Source organism: Flavobacterium sp. CS20, from assembly GCF_018080005.1.
GTDB lineage: Bacteria > Bacteroidota > Bacteroidia > Flavobacteriales > Flavobacteriaceae > Psychroflexus.
The window spans coordinates 2,663,406-2,685,191 of sequence record NZ_CP073015.1 but is presented as its reverse complement, the minus strand read 5'-3'; the positions used below and the strand labels follow the sequence as shown (position 1 = coordinate 2,685,191).

Here is a 21,786-nt window from a genome sequence, read left to right as displayed (position 1 = left end):
GCTTGAGATTTGGCGTAATTTTGTCAAGACTTACAATTTGTTATGCTTAGAGAATCTGTTTCTTATGATTGGTTTACCTTAAGTTTTGTTTTATTACTTATTGGCTTTGTGTTGATTAAGCAGTTGTATAGCATCAAATATATTCAATTTGTAAAGCTTGTTTTTTCAGAAACCTATTTTTCTGATAAACTGAAAGAATTGCGATATGTTACAAATTTTGAAATTTTAATTTTTATACTTTCTCATCTTGTATTGGCACAATTTGTTTATTTATATATTCAAAAAGAAGGAATAGATATTGGTTTAAATTTGAATTCTTTTTTAAATGTTTTGATTGTTTTTATCATCTTAGGCTTGTTTTCAACCGTTAAATATTATTTTGAAAAATTTGTGAATTTTTCATTTTGTAATAGTTCATTTTTAAACTATTATTTGTTTTATAAGTTGACAATTTGGTCTTATGCCATTTTTTTAGGACTTCCTTTTCTGATTTTAGAAGTTTATGCACCATTTTCATCAATTAATTTTATGAATGTTAGCTTAGTGATAATGGGGCTTTTCTTTGTGATTAGCCTGTTGGTTTTTGCATATAAAAACCTTAGTTTGATAATGCGTCATTGGTTTTATTTTATTTTATACCTTTGCACCCTTGAAATAGCACCGTATTTTTTTATGTATAAAATCTTTGCTGTTGACTAAAAATATGAAAATTAGTGCTCTATGAAAGTGAAAACAATTCTAATTTCACAGCCTGAACCTAAAATTGAAAATTCTCCTTATGCTGAACTTGAAGAAAAGCTCAATGTAAAAATAGATTTCATTCCATTTATTCACGTAGAAGGTGTAGATAGTAGAGATGTCAGGCAACAAAAAATAGATTTATCAAAATTTACTGCCATCATATTGACGAGTAGAAATGCTGTGGATCACTTTTTTCGTATTGCTGAAGAAATGCGCTACAAAATTCCTAACACCTTAAAATATTTTTGCCAAAGTGAAGCGGTGGCTTACTATCTTCAAAAATATGTGGTTTACAGAAAACGTAAAATTTATGTGGGCAAACGCACTTTTCAAGATTTAATTGTCAACATCAAAAAACATTCAGGTGAGAAGTTTTTATTGCCATCGTCTGATGTATTAAAACCTGTTATTCCACAACAACTCGATAAAATTGGTGTAGATTGGAAACGCGGTATTTTTTACAAAACCGTGGTAAGCGATTTATCGGACTTAAAAGATGTTTTTTACGATATTCTCGTGTTTTTTAGCCCAAGCGGTATCAAATCACTTTACGAAAACTTTCCAGATTATGAGCAAAAAGATACTAAAATCGCTGTCTTTGGAAACTCTACTTTAAAAGTCGCCAAAGAGAAAGGCTTAAAAATAGACATTAAAGCTCCTACACCCAAAACACCTTCTATGACAATGGCTCTTGAAAAATATGTAAAAGAGCAAAACAAAAAATCAAAGGTTAAGTAACGTGAGTTAGATTTATTGAAAGCTGTAAATCAGATGATTGCATCTTTTTGTAAGCAAATTTTGTCATTTCGAACGAAGAATGAGGAGAAATCTCATCCTACTGAGATGTCTCATCGCTCATGCTTCGCTCTATCAACATGACAAATGATTAAATATCTGTATTTTATTGGAATTTATATCGAACTCACGTTAAATAGATACCAAGTAATTACCCAAAAAATAGGCAAAGCCTCTACCCAAAACGAAGCAAAATACGGTTTTTGAACTTTTTTTGAAGCCAAGATAAATCCCGTAAGTGACATATAAATGATGATGTATGTCAAATTGTGTTGATAACTATTACCAAAATATTTGTGTGTTGCTAATGCAATTAAAACTAAAACTGAAATCATTTTAATTTTAGGTATTCCAAAAATACTGACTAAAGTTTTGAGATAAGTTTCATCAAAACGCACATCTCTAATTTCAAAGGGAATCATTAATAATAATATCCAAATAAAACGCTCAGTGTAGTTGAACCACCACATTGAATTGATATTATTTGCCAAAGCATTTTCTTGTAAAAAAGGCAACACAAAACTTACCGTGGCCCAAATCAATGCAATGATAAACACCTTTAACACAGAAGTTTCTCTTAAATTTTTATTTTGAATGGGAATAGCATACAGTAAAGTCAGAAGCCCTAAAACTCCACAAACAAAAAGCACTTTATAATTCACAAAAAAAGCCGAGACACATAAACCTAAAAAGCAACAAAACGAAAAGATTTGAATTTGCCGTAATTGATTGGTCAAACTTCGGTGATGCAACTTGGCAACTGGGGCGTATTTTACAAAATTATAGCCTGTTACTGAGCCAAAAAACACAAAACTCTTCAAGCCATAATCAAAAGTGATTTTAAATTGCAGACATGTAAAAACCAACAAGGCAACAACTGCCAAAGCCACGTGAATACTTGAATTGATATAAAACCGAAATAGAGCTTTAAAAAATTTCATAAATCAAAAATACATTAATTCAAAGAGTGTTGTAAATCTTAACGAATGTGTGTTAGTATTTAACAAGTGTTTTGTGTGAAAAATCTTACTTTTGCAAAAACCTAATTTGATACGTATGAACACTTCGGTATTTGCCAATAGACATATCGGTCCGCGTGGTGAAAACTACAACGATATGCTCAAAACCATAGGCGTTTCTTCAATTGAAGAGTTGATTTTTGAAACCCTACCAGACAACATCAGGCTAAAACAATCGCTCAACTTGCCAGAAGCCATGAGTGAACATCAATTTAGTCAATATATCAATGCTTTAGCTGAAAAAAATCAACATTTTAAAACCTATATCGGATTAGGATATCATGAAGCTATTTTGCCAGCGGTCATTCAAAGAAATGTTCTTGAAAATCCAGGTTGGTACACTGCTTACACGCCTTACCAAGCCGAAATTGCCCAAGGTCGGTTAGAAGCTTTGTTGAATTTTCAAACCGTAGTCAGTGATTTAACAGGCATGAAAATAGCTAATGCGTCGCTACTCGATGAAGCCACAGTCTGCTGCAGAAGCTATGAGTATGTTGTTTGCCGTTAGGTCAAGAGCAAAAAAGAAACAAAAAGCTCAAAAATTCTTTGTCTCTGAAGACGTTTTCCCACAAACTTTGGCGGTTTTGCAAACTCGAGCACAGCCGCAAAATATAAAGCTCATCGTCGGTCGTCACGAAGACTTTGATTTTTCTGAAGATTACTTTGGAGCGTTTTTACAATATCCTGGCAAAACAGGACAAGTTTATAATTTTAAAAGCTTTGTAGAAAAAGCTCAAACACTTGACATCAAAACCGTTGTAGCGACAGACTTGATGAGTTTGGTGTTGCTTGAAGCTCCTGGCAGTTGGGGTGTTGATGTTGTGGTCGGCACAACTCAACGATTTGGCATTCCTTTGGGCTATGGCGGAATGCACACGACTTACTATGCCACCAAAGAAGACTATAAAAGACAAATCCCAGGTCGTATTATTGGCGTAACCAAAGATATGGATGGCAATCGTGGTTTGAGAATGGCTTTACAAACCAGAGAGCAACACATTAAACGCGACCGTGCGACTTCTAATATTTGTACTGCTCAAGTGCTTTTGGCTGTTATGGCAGGCATGTATGCGGTTTATCACGGTCCAAAAGGTTTAGAATTTATTGCCAAACAAATTCATCAAAAAACCGCAAACCTTGCTGATGCTATAGAGCGTCTTGGTATTTTTCAAGCCAATGAAGCCTATTTTGACACGCTTTTACTAAAAGCAAATGCTAAAAAAGTTAAAGCGATAGCCGAAAAACATCAGATCAACTTTTATTATCCTGATGCAGAATCGGTTTGTATTTCTATTAACGAAGCGACTTCAATTGAAGACTTGAATGCAATTTTAAAAGTTTTTAAGGAATATAAATCAGCAAAAGATGTTGTCATCAATAAATTAGAAAATTTTGATATCATTACAAAACATCATCTTAACCGAACTACAGATTATTTACTAAGCTCTGTTTTCAATACTTACCATTCAGAAACGGAATTGATGCGTTATATTAAATCTTTAGAACGCAAAGATTTATCGCTTAACCATTCTATGATTTCTCTTGGGTCTTGCACAATGAAGCTAAATGCCGCTACTGAAATGTTACCATTGAGCAATCCTAAATGGGGAAATTTGCATCCTTATGTTCCTGTTGATCAAGCCCAAGGCTATCATCAAATACTTGCTGATTTAAAAAAATATTTAACTGAAATCACCGGTTTTTCTGCGACATCTTTACAGCCTAATTCTGGTGCTCAAGGTGAATATACAGGCTTAATGGTGATACGTGCTTATCATCAATCCAGAGATGAAGGTCATAGGCATATTTGTTTAGTACCATCTTCAGCTCACGGCACCAATCCTGCAAGTGCAGTTATGGCGGGAATGAAAGTCGTGGTTGTCAAATCAACGGAAAAAGGCAATATTGATGTTGATGATTTAAAAGTAAAAGCTGAAAAATACAAAAATGATTTAGCTGCATTGATGGTCACTTATCCATCTACTCACGGTGTGTTTGAGTCAAGCATTAAAGAAATTACAGACTGTATTCATCAATATGGTGGGCAAGTTTATATGGATGGTGCTAATATGAACGCTCAAGTGGGCTTGACCAGTCCTGGAGTTATTGGTGCTGATGTTTGCCATTTGAATTTACACAAAACCTTTGCCATTCCACACGGTGGTGGTGGACCAGGCGTTGGACCAATTTGTGTGGCTAAACAATTAGTACCGTTTTTGCCAAGTAATCCGTTAATTCAGACTGGTGGTGAGAATGCAATTTCTGCAGTTTCAGCTGCACCTTGGGGTTCTGCTTTTGTTTGTATCATTTCTTACGCCTATATCAGAATGCTTGGTGAAGAAGGTCTAAGACGATCTACAGAAGTTGCCATTTTAAATGCCAATTATGTCAAAGAGCGATTAAAAGAATATTATCCAACCTTATATGCTGGCGAATGCGGACGAGTCGCTCACGAAATGATTATAGATTGCAGACCATTTAAGAAAAATGGTATTGAAGTGAAAGATATCGCGAAACGTTTAATCGATTACGGTTTTCATTCGCCCACTGTGTCGTTTCCCGTTGCTGGCACAATGATGATTGAACCTACTGAAAGCGAAAGCAAAGCAGAACTCGATCGCTTTTGCGATGCCATGATTAGCATAAGAAAAGAAATTGATGAATGCCAACCAGAAGATGATGGCAATTTGTTAACTAATGCACCGCATACCCAAGCGATGTTAACCGCAGATGAATGGCAATTCAGTTATTCCAGACAGCAAGCGGCATTTCCATTAGATTATGTTGCCGATAACAAATTTTGGCCTTCAATTAGAAGAGTTGATGAAGGTTATGGCGATAGAAATTTAATCTGCTCATGCAATCCTATAGAAGACTATATGGAAGAAGCTTCATAACTTATGGGTTGGATTATTGGCATTAGTATTTTATTAATTATTGAAGTTTACGCACTACAAGCTTTTAGACGTTTATTTTCAAAATTGAAAGCAACAATTATTTACATCGTTGTCAGCTTATTGGTTTATGGATTGATGATTGGTAGCTTTTTTGCTAAAGTTCAAGGTGGCACATTTGGACAGCCAAGGGATTTGTTTATTGGTTTATTTTTAAGTGTGATAACTCTAAAAATTGGGCTTCTAATTTTTATGTTTGCCGAAGATATCACGAGAATATTTCGCTATATCTATCGGTTAATCTTTCCGTCTTCTAAAAAAAGTTTTCCATCAAGACGAAAATTTGTAAGTCAATTAGCACTTGGGGTGAGTGCTATTCCATTTTTATCGCTTTTATACGGGATGTATCAAGGAAAATACAACTATAAAGTTTTAAAATATAAACTGGAGTTTGATGATTTACCACAAGCATTTAAAGGATTTAAAGTGTTGCAAATCAGCGACATACATTCAGGAAGCTTTGATAATAAAGACAAGGTGAAATACGGCATCGATTTGATTAATGCTCAAAATGCTGATATTATTTGTTTTACGGGTGATTTGGTGAACAACCTTGCTAGTGAAATGAATAATTGGTTTGATATTTTTAATCAACTTCAAGCTAAAATTGGGATTTATTCAGTTTTAGGAAATCACGATTATGGCGATTATCACGATTGGGACACCGAAGCTGATAAAACCAAAAATTTTAATCAATTGCTTAATATTCATAAGCAAATGGGTTGGAAAATGCTTAGAAATGAAAATGTAAGTATTGAAAAAGCAGGAGAAAAACTTCATATTGTTGGTGTAGAAAATTGGGGTAAAGGCGGATTTGTGAAATATGGCGATATTGATAAAGCATCACATAACTTAAACCCTGAAGACTTTAAAATATTGATGAGTCACGATCCATCGCATTGGGATGAAGTAGTAAAAAATCATCCTAAAAACTTTCAAATCACATTAAGCGGTCACACACATGGTATGCAATTTGGCATAGAAATACCAGGTTGGCTCAAGTGGAGTCCAGTGCAATATCGCTATAAACAATGGGCTGGGATTTACAAACACAATAAGCGACTTATCAATGTCAATCGCGGTTTTGGCTATATAGCTTATCCTGGTCGCGTTGGAATTTGGCCTGAAATAACTGTTATTGAGTTAGGATAATACGTAATCGATTTTTTAGTGAAAAAGGCTGGCTTAGGGATTGAGGCATTGTTGGAGCTCTTGACACGCCATAAGCGTGGCAAAGCGACTGCCGAAAGCCCGACACTGGCGATAGCTTAGCTATGTCAGTGGAAGCCCCAAATAATTACAATATATTTTGGGGTTTTATTTTCTTTTTAAAACCTTACTTTTGCAAGGAAAATTTTGTGGATATTATGGCATATCAATTTAAAGACATCGAAGCGAAATGGCAGAAGTTTTGGGCTGAAAATAAAACCTTTAAAGCTCTACAACCATCAGAAAACCAAGAATCTAAAAAACCGTTTTATGTTTTGGATATGTTTCCGTATCCATCGGGAGCGGGTTTGCACGTTGGGCATCCGTTGGGCTATATTGCCAGTGATATTTATGCACGCTACAAACGTCATCAAGGCTACAATGTGTTGCATCCACAAGGTTATGATTCGTTTGGATTGCCAGCCGAACAGTATGCTATTCAAACAGGTCAACATCCAGCGAAAACAACCGAAGCTAATATTAAACGCTATCGTAAACAGCTTGACCGCATTGGATTTTCATTTGATTGGGATAGAGAAGTTCGTACGAGCGACCCGAAATATTACCGTTGGACGCAGTGGATTTTTATTCAATTGTTTGAATCGTATTACGATTTTGACGAACAAAAAGCCAAACCTATTGATGATTTGGTCAAAGTATTTAAAAAACAGGGCAATGCAAATCTTAATGTGGCTTGTGATGAAGATACTACAGCATTTTCAGCTGAAGATTGGAAAGGATTTTCTGATGACAAAAAAGAGAAGATTTTACTTCAATATCGCTTGACTTATTTGGCTGAAACGGAAGTGAATTGGTGTCCTGCACTCGGCACAGTTTTGGCTAATGACGAAATTGTTAACGGCTTATCAGAACGTGGCGGTCATCCAGTAGAGCGTAAAAAAATGAAACAATGGAGTATGCGTATTTCTGCTTATGCAGAGCGTTTGCTACAAGGTTTAGAGAATTTAGATTGGTCAGATTCTATCAAGGAATCACAACGGAATTGGATAGGGAAGTCAATAGGTTCTCAGGTAAAGTTTGCAGTGAAAGAACATAACGATATCATTGAAGTCTTCACTACAAGACCTGACACCATTTTTGGTGTTTCATTTATGACGCTTGCACCAGAGCACGAATTGGTGCAGAAAATCACTACGACTGAACAAAAAGAAGCGGTTGAGAATTATATTGCAGAAACCGCGAAACGCAGTGAACGCGATCGTCTTGCCGATGTAAAAACCATCAGTGGTGTGTTTACAGGGGCTTATGCTGAACATCCGTTGACCAAACAGCCTATTCCGATTTGGATTGGCGATTATGTATTGGCAGGTTATGGCACTGGTGCTGTTATGGCTGTGCCTTGTGGCGATCAACGGGATTACGATTTTGCTAAGCATTTTGATCTTCCTATTCCTAATATCTTTAAAGACACAGATATTTCAAAAGCGACCTTTGGAGAAAAAGACAATACGCTGATTACCAATTCAGACTTTTTAAATGATTTGCCTATTAAAAAGGCGATAAAAGTTGCAATTCAAGCCTTAGAAGACAAAGGTGTTGGCCAAGCCAAAACCAATTATAGATTACGCGATGCGGTGTTTTCTCGGCAACGCTATTGGGGTGAACCCTTTCCTGTGTATTATGTAAATGGATTGCCCAAAATGATAGAGGAAAAACATTTGCCATTAGAATTGCCAGAGGTTGAAAAATATTTGCCCACCGAAGATGGCGAACCACCTTTAGGCAGAGCCAAAAAATGGCACTGGCTCCAATATGGCGATACAGCAGAAGTAGTATCACAAGAAACATTTGAGAATTCCTCCCCTTTGGGGAGGCTAGGTGGGGCTCTAGAGCTCAACACCATGCCAGGTTGGGCGGGCAGTTCGTGGTATATGTTTCGCTATATGGAAACAGAACATCGCGATGAGGTGTTTGCCTCTCAAGAAGCATTAGACTATTGGCAAAATGTCAATCTGTATGTTGGTGGAAGCGAACATGCCACAGGACATTTGTTGTATTCAAGATTTTGGACTAAGTTTTTAAAAGACCGTGGATTTTTAAGCGTTGAAGAGCCTTTTCAAAGGATGATTAATCAAGGCATGATTTTAGGGGAAAGTGCGTTTGTAGTTAATTACAATATTAAATTCATAAATGAACTTGATAATTTTGATGATTTAGATAATAAAAATATACCTGAACAATTAAACATTTTTGTTTCTTCTGATATTTTAGAAGTTACTGATTTGAAAAAGGTTAAAGATGAAGATAGTATAAAGAAATATAAAAAGTACCAGAAAGTCATCGAGAAGTTAAAAATAATTGCAAATGAGAAGTGTGCTTTTTATAACGAAAAGCAAAAAGATAAGAAAGGAAAAATAAGTTTTCTTAGTCCTAAAAGTTATCACATCCACGCCGACGTCAATTTAGTCAATACATCAAACGAATTAGACATTGAAGGCTTCAAAAAATGGCGACCAGAATTCAGAGATGCCAAATTCATTCTTCAAGACGGAAGTTTATACAGTGCCGTCACTTCCCCTTTGGAGAAGATGGATGGGGCTTCTGATAGGGCTTCTTTCAAAGTCTCTCGCGAAGTCGAAAAAATGTCAAAATCTAAATACAACGTCATCAATCCCGATGATGTGTGTGATGAATATGGTGCTGATGCTTTGCGATTATTTGAAATGTTTCTCGGTCCGATAGACCAAGCCAAACCTTGGAATACTGCTGGTTTATCAGGTGTAGTCGGTTTTCTTAAAAAATTATGGAAACTCTATCACGATGGGGATAACTTTACAGTAACAGAAGACAAAGCCGATAAAAAGGCTCTTAAAATCTTACACCAAACCATCAAAAAAGTCAATACTGATATTGAAGACTTTAGTTTTAATACTTCGGTATCGAGTTTTATGATTTGTGTGAACGAATTGAACCAGTTGAAATGTAATAGCCGAGAAGTTTTAGAGCCTTTATGTGTTTTAGTTGCTCCTTTTGCACCGCATATTGCTGAAGAAATTTGGGAAAAACTCGGACACGAAAATTCAGTGAGTTTTGCAAAATATCCTATACATGACGAACAATATTTGGTAGAAGACACCAAAACTTATCCTATTTCTTTTAATGGAAAAATGCGTTTTACTTTAGATTTGGATTTGAGTTTATCAAAAGACGAAATAGAAAAACACGTGATGCAAGACGAACGCACACAAAAACAATTGCAAGGTCGCACGCCTAAAAAAGTGATTGTTGTGCCAGGTAAAATTGTGAACATTGTGGGGTAGTATCTCTATTCGTTCCGATAGCAATCGACGGGATAGTTGATGTGAATGGGTATAATTTCGGCTTTACTTGTCTTGAATTTATAGAAAGGCTCTGCTTGAACAATATAACAGTACTAATGTAACATTAAAAAGTTTTAACTTTATGAGAGATTTTTTTAGATCATCCCCAAATGAATCACTTCCTCTTTGGTTAAAGCTCTAAAATGACCTCGTGGCAGATTGAGTTTAGTCAAATTTCCAAACACCGTGCGATCCATTTTTATGATTTCATAACCTAATTTAGTCATTAATTTTTGAACGACTTTAGAACGCATACTTTTCAATTCAAGACCGATGTGGTGATGTGACTTATTATTGACATATGACACCTCATCGACGTAAACTTTAAAGCCTTCAATCAACACACCAGCTTTTAAAGCATCCATATCTTCAGCAGTAAATACTTTATTGAGTTGGAGCTCATAAACTTGAGGAATACCTTTTTTAGCATTGCCTAATTTTTTGGCTAAGGTTCCGTCGTTGGTATAAAGAATTAATCCACAAGCACTATTTTCAAGACGACCAATAGGTTCAAGTTTGGCATTGGTCACTTTGTGCAATAGGTTAAGTGCCGTTTTATTTTGATGCTCAATTTTTCCCGAGGTATAAAAACCCTGCGGTTTATTGAGCAAATAATATTCTTTAGGATGAGGATTTATCGTTCTACCGTCAAATTTTACTTCATCATCAAGTTTAACCTTATAACCCATTTCAGTTACTGGCTTGCCATTCACACTCACGCTTCCTGCTTCAATAAAAATATCAGCCTCACGACGCGAACAAATCCCAGCATTAGCAATGTATTTATTAAGTCGCATGCCTGCTTTGGGGTCTTTAATTTGTTGATCGACTTTAGTCGCTTTTTTTGGTTTCTGAGCAAACTTCTTTCCTTTTCCTTTCGATTTATCCGATTTCATATCGTTCATTTTTTTGCAAAGGTAATTGAAAATTAAAGATATAGGTGAAAAAGTAGTGGTTTAGTAGCTCAAAACTAACTTCTGATTTACAGTGTATTTACATTTCTATAAATATTCTGAAATAATCAAAGCTTGTAATTTGGGAAAAAGGTAATAATTGATAAACAAATATCAATAAGTGGGGAGAACAATAGTTCTGATAAAGCTTATATCAAAAAAACTTCTTCGTCTTCTTCGGTGTTTTCGGATTTGCTAAAGATTTTCAATTGCTTCATCCAATAGATAAAAAGCACAAGACCAATTAGCAAAAAGATAAAATTAACCACATTAGTCGCAAACCATGACTCAGGTTGAATATCTATTCTCAAAAAGTCAAATGGGATGAATAAAAAATCTTGAAACAAAGAAGCTATTCCTTCAAAAAAATCTTTCATGGCTTTTGTTAATTATAATTACCTTGCAAAAATAATCATTTGTCTGTTATGATTGCCATTTTTTTTAAACAATCTAAGCCTATTGTTTTTGTGATTTTAGTTGCTTTGTTGAGTTTTCTTTTTTTTATTGAAGCTTTTCAAGTTATCACGCTTCCTATAAATTGGGCGACAATTGGCATTATAGTTATAAAGTATATTCTTCTAATAGGTTGCTATATTTTGTTTGATTATACCTTAAAACATTTTGAAATTCAAAAAGCACACAGTTTCGGGGGCTTGTTTTTTGTTTTATTTTCCAGTTTTATAATCCCTGAAATTTTTAATTCTTATATCATTTATGGCTTTATACTGTTTTTTATAGGTTTATTGCGTCTTTTAAATTTGATAAAGTCAGGACGACCAACCTTAGCTATTTTTGAAGCAGTGTTTTTTTTGTTTTTAGCAAGTTTATTTTATCATCCTTTATTGTTTGTTTTACTAATGGTTCTTATAGTAACTTTAGTATTCGTCAATCCACACTGGCGTTATTTTGTAGTTCCAGTTTTTGCTATAAGTGCTGTTATTATTTTATCGCAAATGTTTAATATACTTTGGCATGATAAGCTTTTGCACGCCGAGTTCTTTTAGCCTGAGTGGCATTTTCAGGTTATAGAATTCAATTCAACGGCTCAAATATTTTCTATTGTTGTTTGGTTTTTATCTATCTTATTATTTGCATATCAAGCCATTAAAGTTCTTCAGAAACGAGCATTATATCATCAAAAACTAGCGACTTGCTTTTTGTATTTAGCTTTGCTTGCTTTTTTATCAAGCTGGTTTTCAGTTTCAAATCTTGCGGGCTTATGGATGATTTCTATTATGCCAGTGAGTATCTATTTAGGAGATTTTATTTTTCGCTTACGCAAAAAACTTTTATCAGAAATCTTATTGTGGCTATTCATTATATTTTCAGTAGTATTTAGCTTAATTCAGAATTAAATTTTCTTAAATTATAAAAAAGTTGTTAATTCGTCAAAAATTTAAATAAATGGACACACAACAAGTCGATAGTTTTCTAATGACTAATTCAAAGTATTTTGAATCTCATCAGTTATCTTATGTTCGCGAACGCCTTATGACTTTAGATGAAAGTAAAAAATTTCAAATTCAAAGTCTTCAATTTAAAGACCCAACTATGATGCTTGTCATTTCAGTAATTGTTGGTGGAATTGGCATCGACCGCTTTTTGATTGGAGATGTTGGATTGGGCGTTGCTAAATTATTGACCTGTGGCGGACTTGGCATTTGGACTATTGTTGATTGGTTTTTAATTATGGGCATAACTAAAGAGCGAAATTTAGAAAATTTTAACAGAGCCATTTTATAATCTATGATACATAAAGCTGAATTTTCATATCGCCCTTCTCTTGAAGAATGTGAAAAGGCTTCTTATGCTTATGTTGTTTCTACTGTAGTTATTGCCGTTGCCTTGCCTATTCCTATTGCTTTGCACTTTTGGCTACATTATTCTATTATGTTGCCAATAGACGCTCAACTGCTTTTGTGAGATGGCACGCTATTCAGTCTTTGTTATCTCAATTAATTTTATTTGTGTTTAATAGCACCGCTTTATGGTGGTTAATATCCAAATATTTTTTTGAAAAACCCATTCCCAATGTCTTTTTTTATTATCTCGGTTTGGTTGTGGTTCTAAATATTCTCGAGTTTTCGTTTTCAATTTATTCTGCTATTTTGGTAAGAAAAGGACAACATATATTGTGGCCAATTTTTGAAAGCATTATCAAGTCTCGTGTAAAACCACAATCGCTATAGATTAATTATTTACCCCAAACCAACATCCAAACTCATCATTACAATAAAACCACCAACAAAACCTAAGGTAGCGATATCTGTATTATGCTCGAGTTGAGATTCAGGTACCACTTCTTCAACCACGACAAAAATCATAGCACCTGCAACAAAACACAAAGCATAAGGCAAAATAGGTTCGAATGTTAAAACCGCCCAAGCACCAATTACCGCTGCTATAGGCTCAACAATAGCTGAAAGTTGCCCATAGTTAAAACTTTTCCAACGGCTCTTGCCCAAACCTCTTAAGGGCATAGCCACAGCAAATCCTTCTGGAAAATTTTGAATTCCGATTCCTATTGCCAATGCCACAGCACCACCAATACTTGCACCTTCAATGCCTCTGCAACACCACCAAACAAAACACCAATAGCCAAACCTTCAGGAATATTGTGTAATGTGATAGCCAGAGTGAGTAATATTGATTTGTGCCAAGGCGTTTTGATCCCTTCTTTACGACTTTCTTTAAAATTGACGTGAAGATGTGGTAAAACTTTATCTAAAGCAAAAATGAATAAAGCTCCGCCTAGAAATCCTGTTGCGACTGGGATAACTTTAATAAACCCAAGACCGTCGCTCATTTCAATGCCTGGTGCTAACAAACTCCAAAAGCTGGCGACCGTCATCACACCACCAGTGAAACCTAGCATACCATCAAACACAATACGATTCATCTTTTTAAACAGAAATACCAACGACGCTCCTAAGGCTGTTGCACCCCAAGTAAATAAAGTGGCATAAAGTCTTGCAAGAATTGGATCTAATTGTTCAAAATATGCAATAATAGTTTCCATAAATTATGTGTTTGGTTTGATGTATAAATTTTGTGTTACTTGTTCTGATAATCGTAAAACTTTATCGTCATAAGCCACAAGCATAGATTGGTCAAAACTCTCCTTACCTTTGATATTCAAGGTTTTACCGAGAGCTATATCTTGTTTGTCAAGGTAATTTAAAAATGCTGGTGTTGAATCTTTCACACCTACACAAATTCCTGATTCACCGATTTCTAAATCTGATAATATTGTTTTGTTATTTACTGCAAACTGTCCGTTTTTATTTGGAATTGGGTCGCCGTGTGGATCGCGTTGCGGATGTTCTAAAAAGCGGTCGAGCTCGTCGGTGAGTTTTTCAGATTGAATGTGCTCAAGCTGTTCGGCTATGTCGTGGACTTCGTCCCAATTGAAGTTGAGTTTTTCCACGAGAAAGACTTCCCAAAGTCGGTGCTTTCTTATCACTTTTAGAGCTGTGGTTTCTCCTTGATCACTTAATTTAACGCCTTGGTATTTTTTATATATAACTAAGTTTTTGTCTGCTAACTTTTTGAGCATATCGGTTACTGATGAAGCTTTGGTCTCTAAAAGAGAAGACAGATCATTTGTGCTAACGGCTTTGCTGTTTTCATCTTGTAAATGATAAATGGCTTTGAGGTAATTTTCTTCTGCAAGGCTTAACATCTAAAGTATATTTTATGCTAAAATAAATATTTTTTTAGACATGTCTAATAATTGTGTTTGCAATCTTATCATTTCGCATTATTTTGGTCTAAAAACATCCTTTCTTAAAAGTTCTAATTAAGCAGTATATCTCAAAATCCCTTCGTAAGTTAAAGTTGTTGCCCCTTTTTTATCTTGAACAAAATCATAGGTCGCTTTACTCATTTTAGCCTTAAACTCTTCTTCATCATTCAGCTTACGGACTATGTTTTGAAGCTCTAAAGTATTGTTGACTACAGCCAAACCGCCTTTTTGTTTTAGGGCTTTAGCTTCAGGAAATTTGTCATAGTTAGAACCAATGATAATCGGAACGCCAAAAGCGAGAGGTTCTAAAATGTTGTGTAGTCCAGTGTTGCCCATAGCTCCACCTACGTAAGCTATATCGGCATAGGCATAAACTTTGGTCAGCAGACCGACAGTGTTTAAAATTAAAATGTCGTATTGGGACAAATCTTGGGTTTTAATTTCTGAATATTTGATACTTGGCTTTTGAAGTTGTTTTTGAAATTGGTCAATATTTTCAGCTTTGATTTGATGTGGTGCGATGACGAATTTGAGGTTAATCGTTTTATCGTTTAAGGTTGGCAACAGTGCTTTTTCGTCTTCTGGCCAAGTCCTGCCACAAACCATACAGTTTTGATTTTGAGTAAAATTTTGCATAAAATCAAGCTTGTTATCTTGACTTAATTGTTGGTAAACTCTGTCATATCTGGTGTCGCCAGCTTGCGTCCAATCAGTGTAATTGATGCTGTTGAGCAAGTAACCTGAGGCTTGATCTTGCACAAAAATATGATAAAAACTCCCCAAAGCTTGTTTAAAGAATGACCCATAAAATTTAAAATAAATCTGTTGAGGTCTAAATCTTGCAGAACTAAGAATGTTTTGATGTGTTGTGCTTTGAGTTGATTTAGAAAATTTGGCCAAATATCGTATTTTACAAAAATGGCGAATTGGGGTTTGATGAGATTTACAAAATCTTGAGATTGCTGTTTGGTGTCTAAAGGCAAATAGGTTTCAAAATCAGCTATGGATTTATTTTTTTTGATGTGATAGCCTGAGTCAGAAAAAAAACTCAATAGAAATTTATGAGGTTTAAAGTGTGGTTTTAAAGCCTTGATGACAGGCACAACTTGCTCGTATTCGCCGAGAGAAGCCACGTGAATCCAAATGATTGGATGCTGGTTTTGATTTATAAATGTTTCTAATTCTTTTTTGGTCTGTTGTCTTTCTTGGCGAAAAGTTTTAAGGCGTTTGAAAAACAGACCTAAAATAGGCAGTAGAAATTTGAAGCTACTTATAGATAGATTGTAAAGCCATTTCATAATGTAGAATAATTATATATTCTGAGAGACTAAAAGGCTAAAATAAAGAATTCGCCTGAATACCATTTATATTTACTAATTTTGTTACAATGACATTCAAAACACATCTATGAAAAAAATACAAATGGTTGACCTTGTTGGTCAGCGTGAAGCTATAAAAGACGACATCGATACGGCTTTTGCTGAAATTATGGAAAATGCTGCTTTTATTAATAGCCCATATGTTCATCAATTTCAAACTGACCTCGAAAAATATCTCGATGTTAAAAACGTGATTCCATGTGCTAACGGTACACGATGCTTTGCAAATCGCCATGATGGGATTAGATTTAAAACCCGGTGACGAAGTAATCACTGCCGATTTTACGTTTGTCGCTACAGTTGAAGTCATTGCTTTGCTTCAACTCACGCCTGTTTTAGTCGATGTAGAAGAAGATACTTTTAATATCAGTCCTGAGGCGATTGAAAAAGCCATTACGCCCAAAACAAAAGCCATTGTGCCAGTTCATTTGTTTGGCCACGCTACTAATATGGATGCCATTATGGACATTGCCAAAAAGCATAAACTTTATGTTATAGAAGATAATGCACAAGGTATTGGTGCGTCATATCATTTTAAAAACGGAACATCTCAAAAAACAGGCACGATTGGACACGTGTCTGCAACTTCATTTTTTCCTTCAAAAAACTTAGGTTGCTATGGTGATGGTGGAGCGATTTTTACTAACGATGATGATTTGGCACATACCATTCGAGGCATTGTCAATCACGGGATGTATGAGCGTTATCATCACGATGTGGTTGGTGTAAATTCAAGATTAGATTCACTTCAAGTCGCTGTATTGAAAATTAAATTGCCGAAACTTGATGAATATAATTCAAAACGTCAAGAAGTCGCAAGAGCTTATACTAAAGCTTTACAAGGTCATAAAGATATTGTGACACCAACAACCAAAACCCATAAAAATTGCGACACCAAGAACCTTGGGATTTGTGGTACATGCTCTTGTCATGTGTTTCATCAATACACGCTTAGAATTAAAAACGAAAAGCGTGATGCTTTGGCTGAATTTCTCAAATCACAAGATATTCCACATGGTGTTTATTATCCTATTCCACTTCACAAACAAAAAGCCTATCGAGATAGTCGATATGATGATAAAGACTTCAAAGTAACCAACAAGTTATGTGAAGAGGTCATTTCTTTACCAATGCATACGGAATTGGATGAAGAACAAATTGAATTTATTACAGGACATATTTTGAAGTTTTTGGGATAATAAGTTGATATTTAATTGAATAACTATGATTTAACATTCAAAAAATACTTAGGCTAAGTTTGACTAATAAAATTTGAGTCAGCAACATTGATTTTCGATAGAAAATTGTGTAGATGACAAGAAATTTTTCAAACTAAAACCTGATCTCGATATTCCTAAAACTTTGATATTCTTTGTATTATGCCGATTTATATTTTAATTTGCATTATTTTGTTTTTTAATTAAATTTAATGCAGAACCTTCTCTAAACCAATTGATTTGAGTTTCATTATAGGTGTGGTTAAGTTTAATTTTATCTACAGAATCGTCTTTATGAACAATTTCAAGGCTTAGAGGTTTATTTTCTGCAAAATCTTTAAGATCGATAAAGTTAAATGTGTCATCTTCTTGAATGAGGTCATAATCATTTTCATTATCAAAAGTTAAAGCTAACATCCCTTGCTTTTTAAGGTTGGTTTCGTGTATTCTGGCAAAGGATTTTACAATTACAGCTTTAACACCGAGATGGCGAGGCTCCATAGCTGCATGTTCACGAGATGATCCTTCACCATAATTATGGTCACCTACAACCACTGTAGGAATGTTTTTTTCTTTGTATTGTCTTTGTGTTTTTGGTACAGCATCATACTTTCCTGTGATTTGACTTTTTACAAAGTTAGTTTTCATATTAAATGCATTAACAGCACCAATCAAGCAATTGTCAGATATATTGTCAAGATGACCTCTGTATTTTAACCAAGGTCCAGCCATAGAAATATGGTCAGTTGTACATTTGCCGTAAGCTTTGATCAAAAGTTTAGCACCCAACAGATTTTCACCATCCCAAGGCTCAAATGGTTCTAAAAGCTGAATTCTGTTTGAATTTTTATCAACTTTAATTTCAACATTTCTTCCGTCATCTTTGGGAGGTATATACCCGTTATCTTCTACTTCAAACCCTTTTTCAGGAAGCTCAATTCCTTTAGGCATATCAAGCTTAACTTCTTCACCATCTTCATTAATAAGGGTATCATTCATCGGGTCAAAATCTAATCGACCTGCTATAGCAATAGTCGCTACCATTTCTGGCGAGCCCACAAATGCGTGTGTATTTGGGTTACCGTCTGCACGTTTGGAGAAGTTTCTATTAAAAGAATGAACAATGGTATTTTTTTCTCCTTCTTTAACATCACTTCTATCCCACTGACCTATGCATGGTCCGCAAGCATTAGTAAAAATTGTTGCTCCAAGGTCTTCAAAAACTTTGAGTAATCCATCTCTTTCGGCCGTATATCGAATTTGCTCAGAACCAGGGTTAATACCAAATTCTGATTTTGGTTTTAATTTTTTCTTAATAGCTTGTTCAGCAATAGAAGTCGCTCGGGTTAAGTCTTCATATGAAGAATTTGTACAAGAGCCGATTAAGCCCCAATCCACTTTGATTGGCCAACCATTTTCTTTGGCTTTTTTGCCAAGTTCTCCTACGGGTGTTGCTAAATCTGGTGTAAAAGGTCCATTCAAGTGAGGTCTCAAAGTGTTTAGATCTATCTCAATAACTTGGTCAAAATATTCTTCAGGGTTTTCATAAACTTCAGGGTCGCCTGTCAGGTATTCCCTTAGTTTATTAGCTTCATCTGCAATTTCATTTCTATCTGTAGCTCTTAAAAACCGCTCCATAGAGTCATCATATCCAAATGTTGAAGTGGTTGCACCAATTTCTGCACCCATATTACAAATGGTACTTTTCCTGTACAGGATAAGTTTTTAGCTCCATCTCCAAAATACTCTACTATACAACCCGTGCCACCTTTAACGGTCAAGATTTGAGCAACTTTTAAAATAACATCTTTGGCGGCAGTCCAGCCTTGAGGGCTACCAGTTAATTTTACACCAATCAGTTTTGGAAATTTTAATTCCCAAGGCATTCCAGCCATAACATCAACAGCATCAGCACCACCTACACCAATAGCTACCATCCCTAAACCTCCTGCATTGACAGTATGTGAGTCTGTTCCTATCATCATACCGCCAGGAAAGGCATAATTTTCTAATACAACTTGATGAATAATACCTGCTCCTGGTTTCCAAAAACCTATGCCATATTTATTAGATACAGATTCAAGAAAATCAAAAACTTCATTCTTGGTTTCGTTTGCACGTTTTAAGTCCTTGGTCGCTCCTTGTTTTGCTTGAATAAGATGATCACAATGAACTGTTGTTGGAACAGCTACACTATCTTTCCCAGCTTGCATAAATTGAAGAAGAGCCATTTGTGCTGTGGCATCTTGACAGGCTATTCTATCTGGGGCAAATTCTACATAATCTTTACCCCTAACAAAGCCTTTTTGAGGTTCACCATCAGACAAATGGGAGTATAATATTTTTTCTGAAAGTGTTAGTGGTTTTCCTACTACTTCTCTTGCCTTTTCAACACGACTAGCCATTTGGCTGTAAACAGTCTTAATCATTTCAATGTCAAATGCCATATAATTTAAAATTTATTTAATGTGAATAATCAGTCTAATAAATATCACAAATATAAAAAAAAATTACATATCAATTAAATTATCTCAAACAGAAAGTCTCATAAATTGAATTATATTTAACAAAAGGTGAAAAAAATGGGATTAATTACAGTAAATTGATAATTTTATACTTTAATTTTTATCAATGTGAAAATTTTGATTTTGAATAGATTTAATTTATTATAAATCTAAATATACAACTTTAGCATTTTAAACTAAAGTTATTTCAAAACTTCACTAATCACACTACCCGTAGTACCGTTAGGCTGAGCTATACCTAATAAAGCTACTATAGTTGGTGCGATGTCTTTGATATAATAGCTTTGATAAGACTGTTTTTGTAGAACACCTTGACCGTAAAAGATCAATGGCACTTGTGTATCATAACTCATATAGCTACCGTGAGTAGAGCCTTTTTGTGGATATGAAATCACAGCAGGTTCTAAAATATAAATGACATCACCACTGCGTTTAGGATGAAAACCATTGGCTACATTTCTTGAAAATGCCGTTGAATGACTTGAGTTTTCAATCATTTCTCGGGTATAAACTCGGTCAATTTTATCGTATTGCAACAAAAAATAATACAAAGCTTCTTGTAAATCATCAACTTCAACATTTTGTTCTTCTAATTCTTCATAGTCAAAAAAGATATTTTGATTAGAAAAACCTTCAATTAATTTTGAGCTTCCAAATTTTTCATTCACAAATTCATTCATTGCTTTGTTTAATTTTTTAGCATCAAAATAACCTGCAGGGATGTTTTTTTCTTTTAAATAGTTGGGTACGTGAACAGCACCGTGATCGGCTGTCAAAAACAAAGTATAGTTGTTTTTGCCAACATTCTGATCTAAATAGTTAAGCAAATCTGCAATATTTTGGTCTAAACGGATATACATATCTTGAACTTCTTTAGAATTTACCCCAAAATTATGCCCAGCATAATCAGTACTTGAATAACTAATGGTCAAAAAATCGGTGTCATCATCTTGACCTAAGTTTTCATTTTTAATTAGTTTCTCTGCAAAATCCGTCAACATTGTATTGGCAAAAGGTGTAGGTTTTAAAATATCAAAATTGTTATTTTCAGATTTTAATTGTTTCAAATCATATGGAAAAGTTGCTGTAGATTTTCCTTTGAAACCAAATTCGTAATCATTTAAATCGCTTCCGCTTTCTATATAATTTTCAATAGGATATAAGGTTTCCCAAGTTTTAATGTATTGTTTAGTGTTCTTATTAAATTTTTTGACCCATTTTGGTAATTCATCGATATAAAAATCGCTGCTGATAAATTTACCATCATTGCCACCAGCAAACCAATACGTCGCATTAGCGGTGTGTCCAGCAGGCAAAATGGCACCGCGATCTTTGATTGACACTCCAAAAGTTTGTCCTCTAAATTGTGTATCCAATCTGTTTTGATCGGCAATACTAGTGTTTAGCATTCGGTGTGGCGACATTTGACCAGCTTCACCTTCAACACCGATAGAATTTGCGTTGTTGTCTTGCACACAATACACGCTTTTGTTTTCAAATTTATCATACCAATTATTAGCAATAATACCGTGATTGGCTGGTGTTGTACCCGTATAAATCGAAGCATGTCCAGGACCAGTATAAGTTGGGATGTAACTAAAGTGGGTGTTTTTAGCAAAAAATCCTTCTTGCATCAAGCGTTTAAAGCCTTGATTTGAATAGTGTTTTTCAAAGCGGTGAAGATATTCATAACGCATTTGGTCAACCACAATACCGACGATTAACTTTGGTTTTTGTGATGAAGTTTGGGCATTTATAAAATTAGAAACAATGATGATGAATAAGAGTGAAAATGATTTTTTCATAAGAAATTTTTTATATCAGTCAAAAATACAAACCAAAGAGAATTTAAAGTTTATCCTAAAGTTAAATTGCAAGCTAATATTTTTTTCTATTTTTAGCCTTTAA

14 protein-coding genes and 4 pseudogenes are annotated in these 21,786 nt (G+C 34.8%); 9 read left to right on the top strand and 9 right to left on the bottom strand.

The window, feature by feature from the left end; genetic code table 11:
- The first annotated feature begins 42 nt into the window (after window positions 1-42).
- Together IGB25_RS12765 and IGB25_RS12760 are read left to right on the top strand one after the other, a co-directional pair.
- Window positions 43-699, top strand: a complete 657-nt coding sequence (locus IGB25_RS12765; protein WP_211065327.1) for a DUF4271 domain-containing protein — start codon at window positions 43-45, stop codon at window positions 697-699.
- A 21-nt stretch (window positions 700-720) separates the two neighbouring features.
- The gene (locus tag IGB25_RS12760; RefSeq protein ID WP_211065326.1) at window positions 721-1,479 is read left to right on the top strand and encodes a uroporphyrinogen-III synthase; all 759 of its coding nucleotides are present in this window, start codon (window positions 721-723) and stop codon (window positions 1,477-1,479) included.
- A gap of 173 nt (window positions 1,480-1,652) precedes the next feature.
- Here IGB25_RS12760 and IGB25_RS12755 read toward each other — a convergent pair whose 3' ends face one another.
- Window positions 1,653-2,477, bottom strand: a complete 825-nt coding sequence (locus tag IGB25_RS12755) for a hypothetical protein (RefSeq protein ID WP_211065325.1) — start codon at window positions 2,475-2,477, stop codon at window positions 1,653-1,655.
- Window positions 2,478-2,592: 115 nt separating this feature from the next.
- Between IGB25_RS12755 and gcvP the strand changes: the two are divergent.
- The 3 genes and pseudogenes from gcvP to IGB25_RS12740 all read left to right on the top strand — a co-directional run bounded on the left by gcvP (window position 2,593) and on the right by IGB25_RS12740 (window position 9,999).
- A pseudogene (gcvP, locus tag IGB25_RS12750) lies at window positions 2,593-5,452 on the top strand (aminomethyl-transferring glycine dehydrogenase).
- Window positions 5,453-5,455: 3 nt separating this feature from the next.
- A complete protein-coding gene (locus IGB25_RS12745) occupies window positions 5,456-6,661 on the top strand; it encodes a metallophosphoesterase (protein ID WP_211065324.1) in 1,206 nt (401 codons plus the stop codon).
- Window positions 6,662-6,876: 215 nt separating this feature from the next.
- Window positions 6,877-9,999 carry a leucine--tRNA ligase gene (locus IGB25_RS12740; protein WP_211065323.1) on the top strand — a complete coding sequence of 1,041 codons (3,123 nt, stop codon included), beginning with the start codon at window positions 6,877-6,879 and terminating at the stop codon, window positions 9,997-9,999.
- Window positions 10,000-10,154: 155 nt separating this feature from the next.
- Here the strand turns inward: IGB25_RS12740 and IGB25_RS12735 are convergent, their stop codons facing one another.
- The gene (locus IGB25_RS12735; RefSeq protein ID WP_247653521.1) at window positions 10,155-10,955 is read right to left on the bottom strand and encodes a pseudouridine synthase; all 801 of its coding nucleotides are present in this window, start codon (window positions 10,953-10,955) and stop codon (window positions 10,155-10,157) included.
- Between the two features lie 206 nt (window positions 10,956-11,161).
- Entirely contained in the window at window positions 11,162-11,389 is a 228-nt protein-coding gene (locus IGB25_RS12730) for a uracil phosphoribosyltransferase (protein WP_211065321.1), read from the bottom strand.
- Between the two features lie 48 nt (window positions 11,390-11,437).
- Here IGB25_RS12730 and IGB25_RS12725 point away from each other — a divergent pair, with 48 nt between their 5' ends.
- The 3 genes from IGB25_RS12725 to IGB25_RS12715 all read left to right on the top strand — a co-directional run bounded on the left by IGB25_RS12725 (window position 11,438) and on the right by IGB25_RS12715 (window position 12,935).
- Window positions 11,438-12,016 carry a hypothetical protein gene (locus IGB25_RS12725; RefSeq protein WP_211065320.1) on the top strand — a complete coding sequence of 193 codons (579 nt, stop codon included), beginning with the start codon at window positions 11,438-11,440 and terminating at the stop codon, window positions 12,014-12,016.
- Window positions 12,017-12,416: 400 nt separating this feature from the next.
- Entirely contained in the window at window positions 12,417-12,755 is a 339-nt protein-coding gene (locus IGB25_RS12720; RefSeq protein ID WP_211065319.1) for a TM2 domain-containing protein, read from the top strand.
- A gap of 3 nt (window positions 12,756-12,758) precedes the next feature.
- Window positions 12,759-12,935: a hypothetical protein gene (locus IGB25_RS12715; protein ID WP_211065318.1), complete on the top strand. Its 177-nt coding sequence runs from the start codon at window positions 12,759-12,761 to the stop codon at window positions 12,933-12,935.
- A gap of 275 nt (window positions 12,936-13,210) precedes the next feature.
- On the opposite strand, the pseudogene IGB25_RS12710 reads toward IGB25_RS12715, so the two are convergent.
- The 4 genes and pseudogenes from IGB25_RS12710 to IGB25_RS15715 form a co-directional block, all read right to left on the bottom strand.
- Window positions 13,211-14,031 (bottom strand): annotated as a pseudogene (locus IGB25_RS12710) (ZIP family metal transporter).
- 3 nt (window positions 14,032-14,034) lie between these two features.
- Complete coding sequence (locus IGB25_RS12705) at window positions 14,035-14,694, bottom strand: metal-dependent transcriptional regulator (protein ID WP_211065317.1); 660 nt, start codon at window positions 14,692-14,694, stop codon at window positions 14,035-14,037.
- 117 nt (window positions 14,695-14,811) lie between these two features.
- Window positions 14,812-15,516 carry a 3-deoxy-D-manno-octulosonic acid transferase gene (locus IGB25_RS15720; protein ID WP_211065316.1) on the bottom strand — a complete coding sequence of 235 codons (705 nt, stop codon included), beginning with the start codon at window positions 15,514-15,516 and terminating at the stop codon, window positions 14,812-14,814.
- Window positions 15,417-16,055 (bottom strand): 3-deoxy-D-manno-octulosonic acid transferase, encoded by a 639-nt coding sequence (locus tag IGB25_RS15715; protein ID WP_211065315.1) that lies wholly within the window; start codon window positions 16,053-16,055, stop codon window positions 15,417-15,419. Before IGB25_RS15715 ends, IGB25_RS15720 begins: the two co-directional genes overlap by 100 nt.
- 109 nt (window positions 16,056-16,164) lie before the next feature.
- Here IGB25_RS15715 and IGB25_RS12690 point away from each other — a divergent pair.
- Window positions 16,165-17,335 (top strand): annotated as a pseudogene (locus tag IGB25_RS12690) (DegT/DnrJ/EryC1/StrS family aminotransferase).
- A 195-nt stretch (window positions 17,336-17,530) separates the two neighbouring features.
- Here IGB25_RS12690 and IGB25_RS12685 read toward each other — a convergent pair.
- A pseudogene (locus IGB25_RS12685) lies at window positions 17,531-19,800 on the bottom strand (aconitate hydratase).
- A gap of 260 nt (window positions 19,801-20,060) precedes the next feature.
- On the bottom strand, window positions 20,061-21,683 hold the full coding sequence (pafA, locus tag IGB25_RS12680) for an alkaline phosphatase PafA (RefSeq protein WP_211065314.1): 1,623 nt from the start codon (window positions 21,681-21,683) through the stop codon (window positions 20,061-20,063).
- Between the last annotated feature and the right edge of the window lie 103 nt (window positions 21,684-21,786).

What these genes read in the sequence shown, in the direction of transcription:
- IGB25_RS15715 (WP_211065315.1), bottom strand. Translation starts at nt 16,055, where the DNA reads ATGAAATGGCTTTACAATCTATCTATAAGTAGCTTCAAATTTCTACTG.
- IGB25_RS12725 (WP_211065320.1), top strand. Translation starts at nt 11,438, where the DNA reads ATGATTGCCATTTTTTTTAAACAATCTAAGCCTATTGTTTTTGTGATT.
- IGB25_RS12720 (WP_211065319.1), top strand. Translation starts at nt 12,417, where the DNA reads ATGGACACACAACAAGTCGATAGTTTTCTAATGACTAATTCAAAGTAT.
- pafA (WP_211065314.1), bottom strand. Translation starts at nt 21,683, where the DNA reads ATGAAAAAATCATTTTCACTCTTATTCATCATCATTGTTTCTAATTTT.
- IGB25_RS12715 (WP_211065318.1), top strand. Translation starts at nt 12,759, where the DNA reads ATGATACATAAAGCTGAATTTTCATATCGCCCTTCTCTTGAAGAATGT.
- IGB25_RS12760 (WP_211065326.1), top strand. Translation starts at nt 721, where the DNA reads ATGAAAGTGAAAACAATTCTAATTTCACAGCCTGAACCTAAAATTGAA.
- IGB25_RS12740 (WP_211065323.1), top strand. Translation starts at nt 6,877, where the DNA reads ATGGCATATCAATTTAAAGACATCGAAGCGAAATGGCAGAAGTTTTGG.
- IGB25_RS12705 (WP_211065317.1), bottom strand. Translation starts at nt 14,694, where the DNA reads ATGTTAAGCCTTGCAGAAGAAAATTACCTCAAAGCCATTTATCATTTA.
- IGB25_RS12765 (WP_211065327.1), top strand. Translation starts at nt 43, where the DNA reads ATGCTTAGAGAATCTGTTTCTTATGATTGGTTTACCTTAAGTTTTGTT.
- IGB25_RS12755 (WP_211065325.1), bottom strand. Translation starts at nt 2,477, where the DNA reads ATGAAATTTTTTAAAGCTCTATTTCGGTTTTATATCAATTCAAGTATT.
- IGB25_RS12745 (WP_211065324.1), top strand. Translation starts at nt 5,456, where the DNA reads ATGGGTTGGATTATTGGCATTAGTATTTTATTAATTATTGAAGTTTAC.
- IGB25_RS12735 (WP_247653521.1), bottom strand. Translation starts at nt 10,955, where the DNA reads ATGAAATCGGATAAATCGAAAGGAAAAGGAAAGAAGTTTGCTCAGAAA.
- IGB25_RS12730 (WP_211065321.1), bottom strand. Translation starts at nt 11,389, where the DNA reads ATGAAAGATTTTTTTGAAGGAATAGCTTCTTTGTTTCAAGATTTTTTA.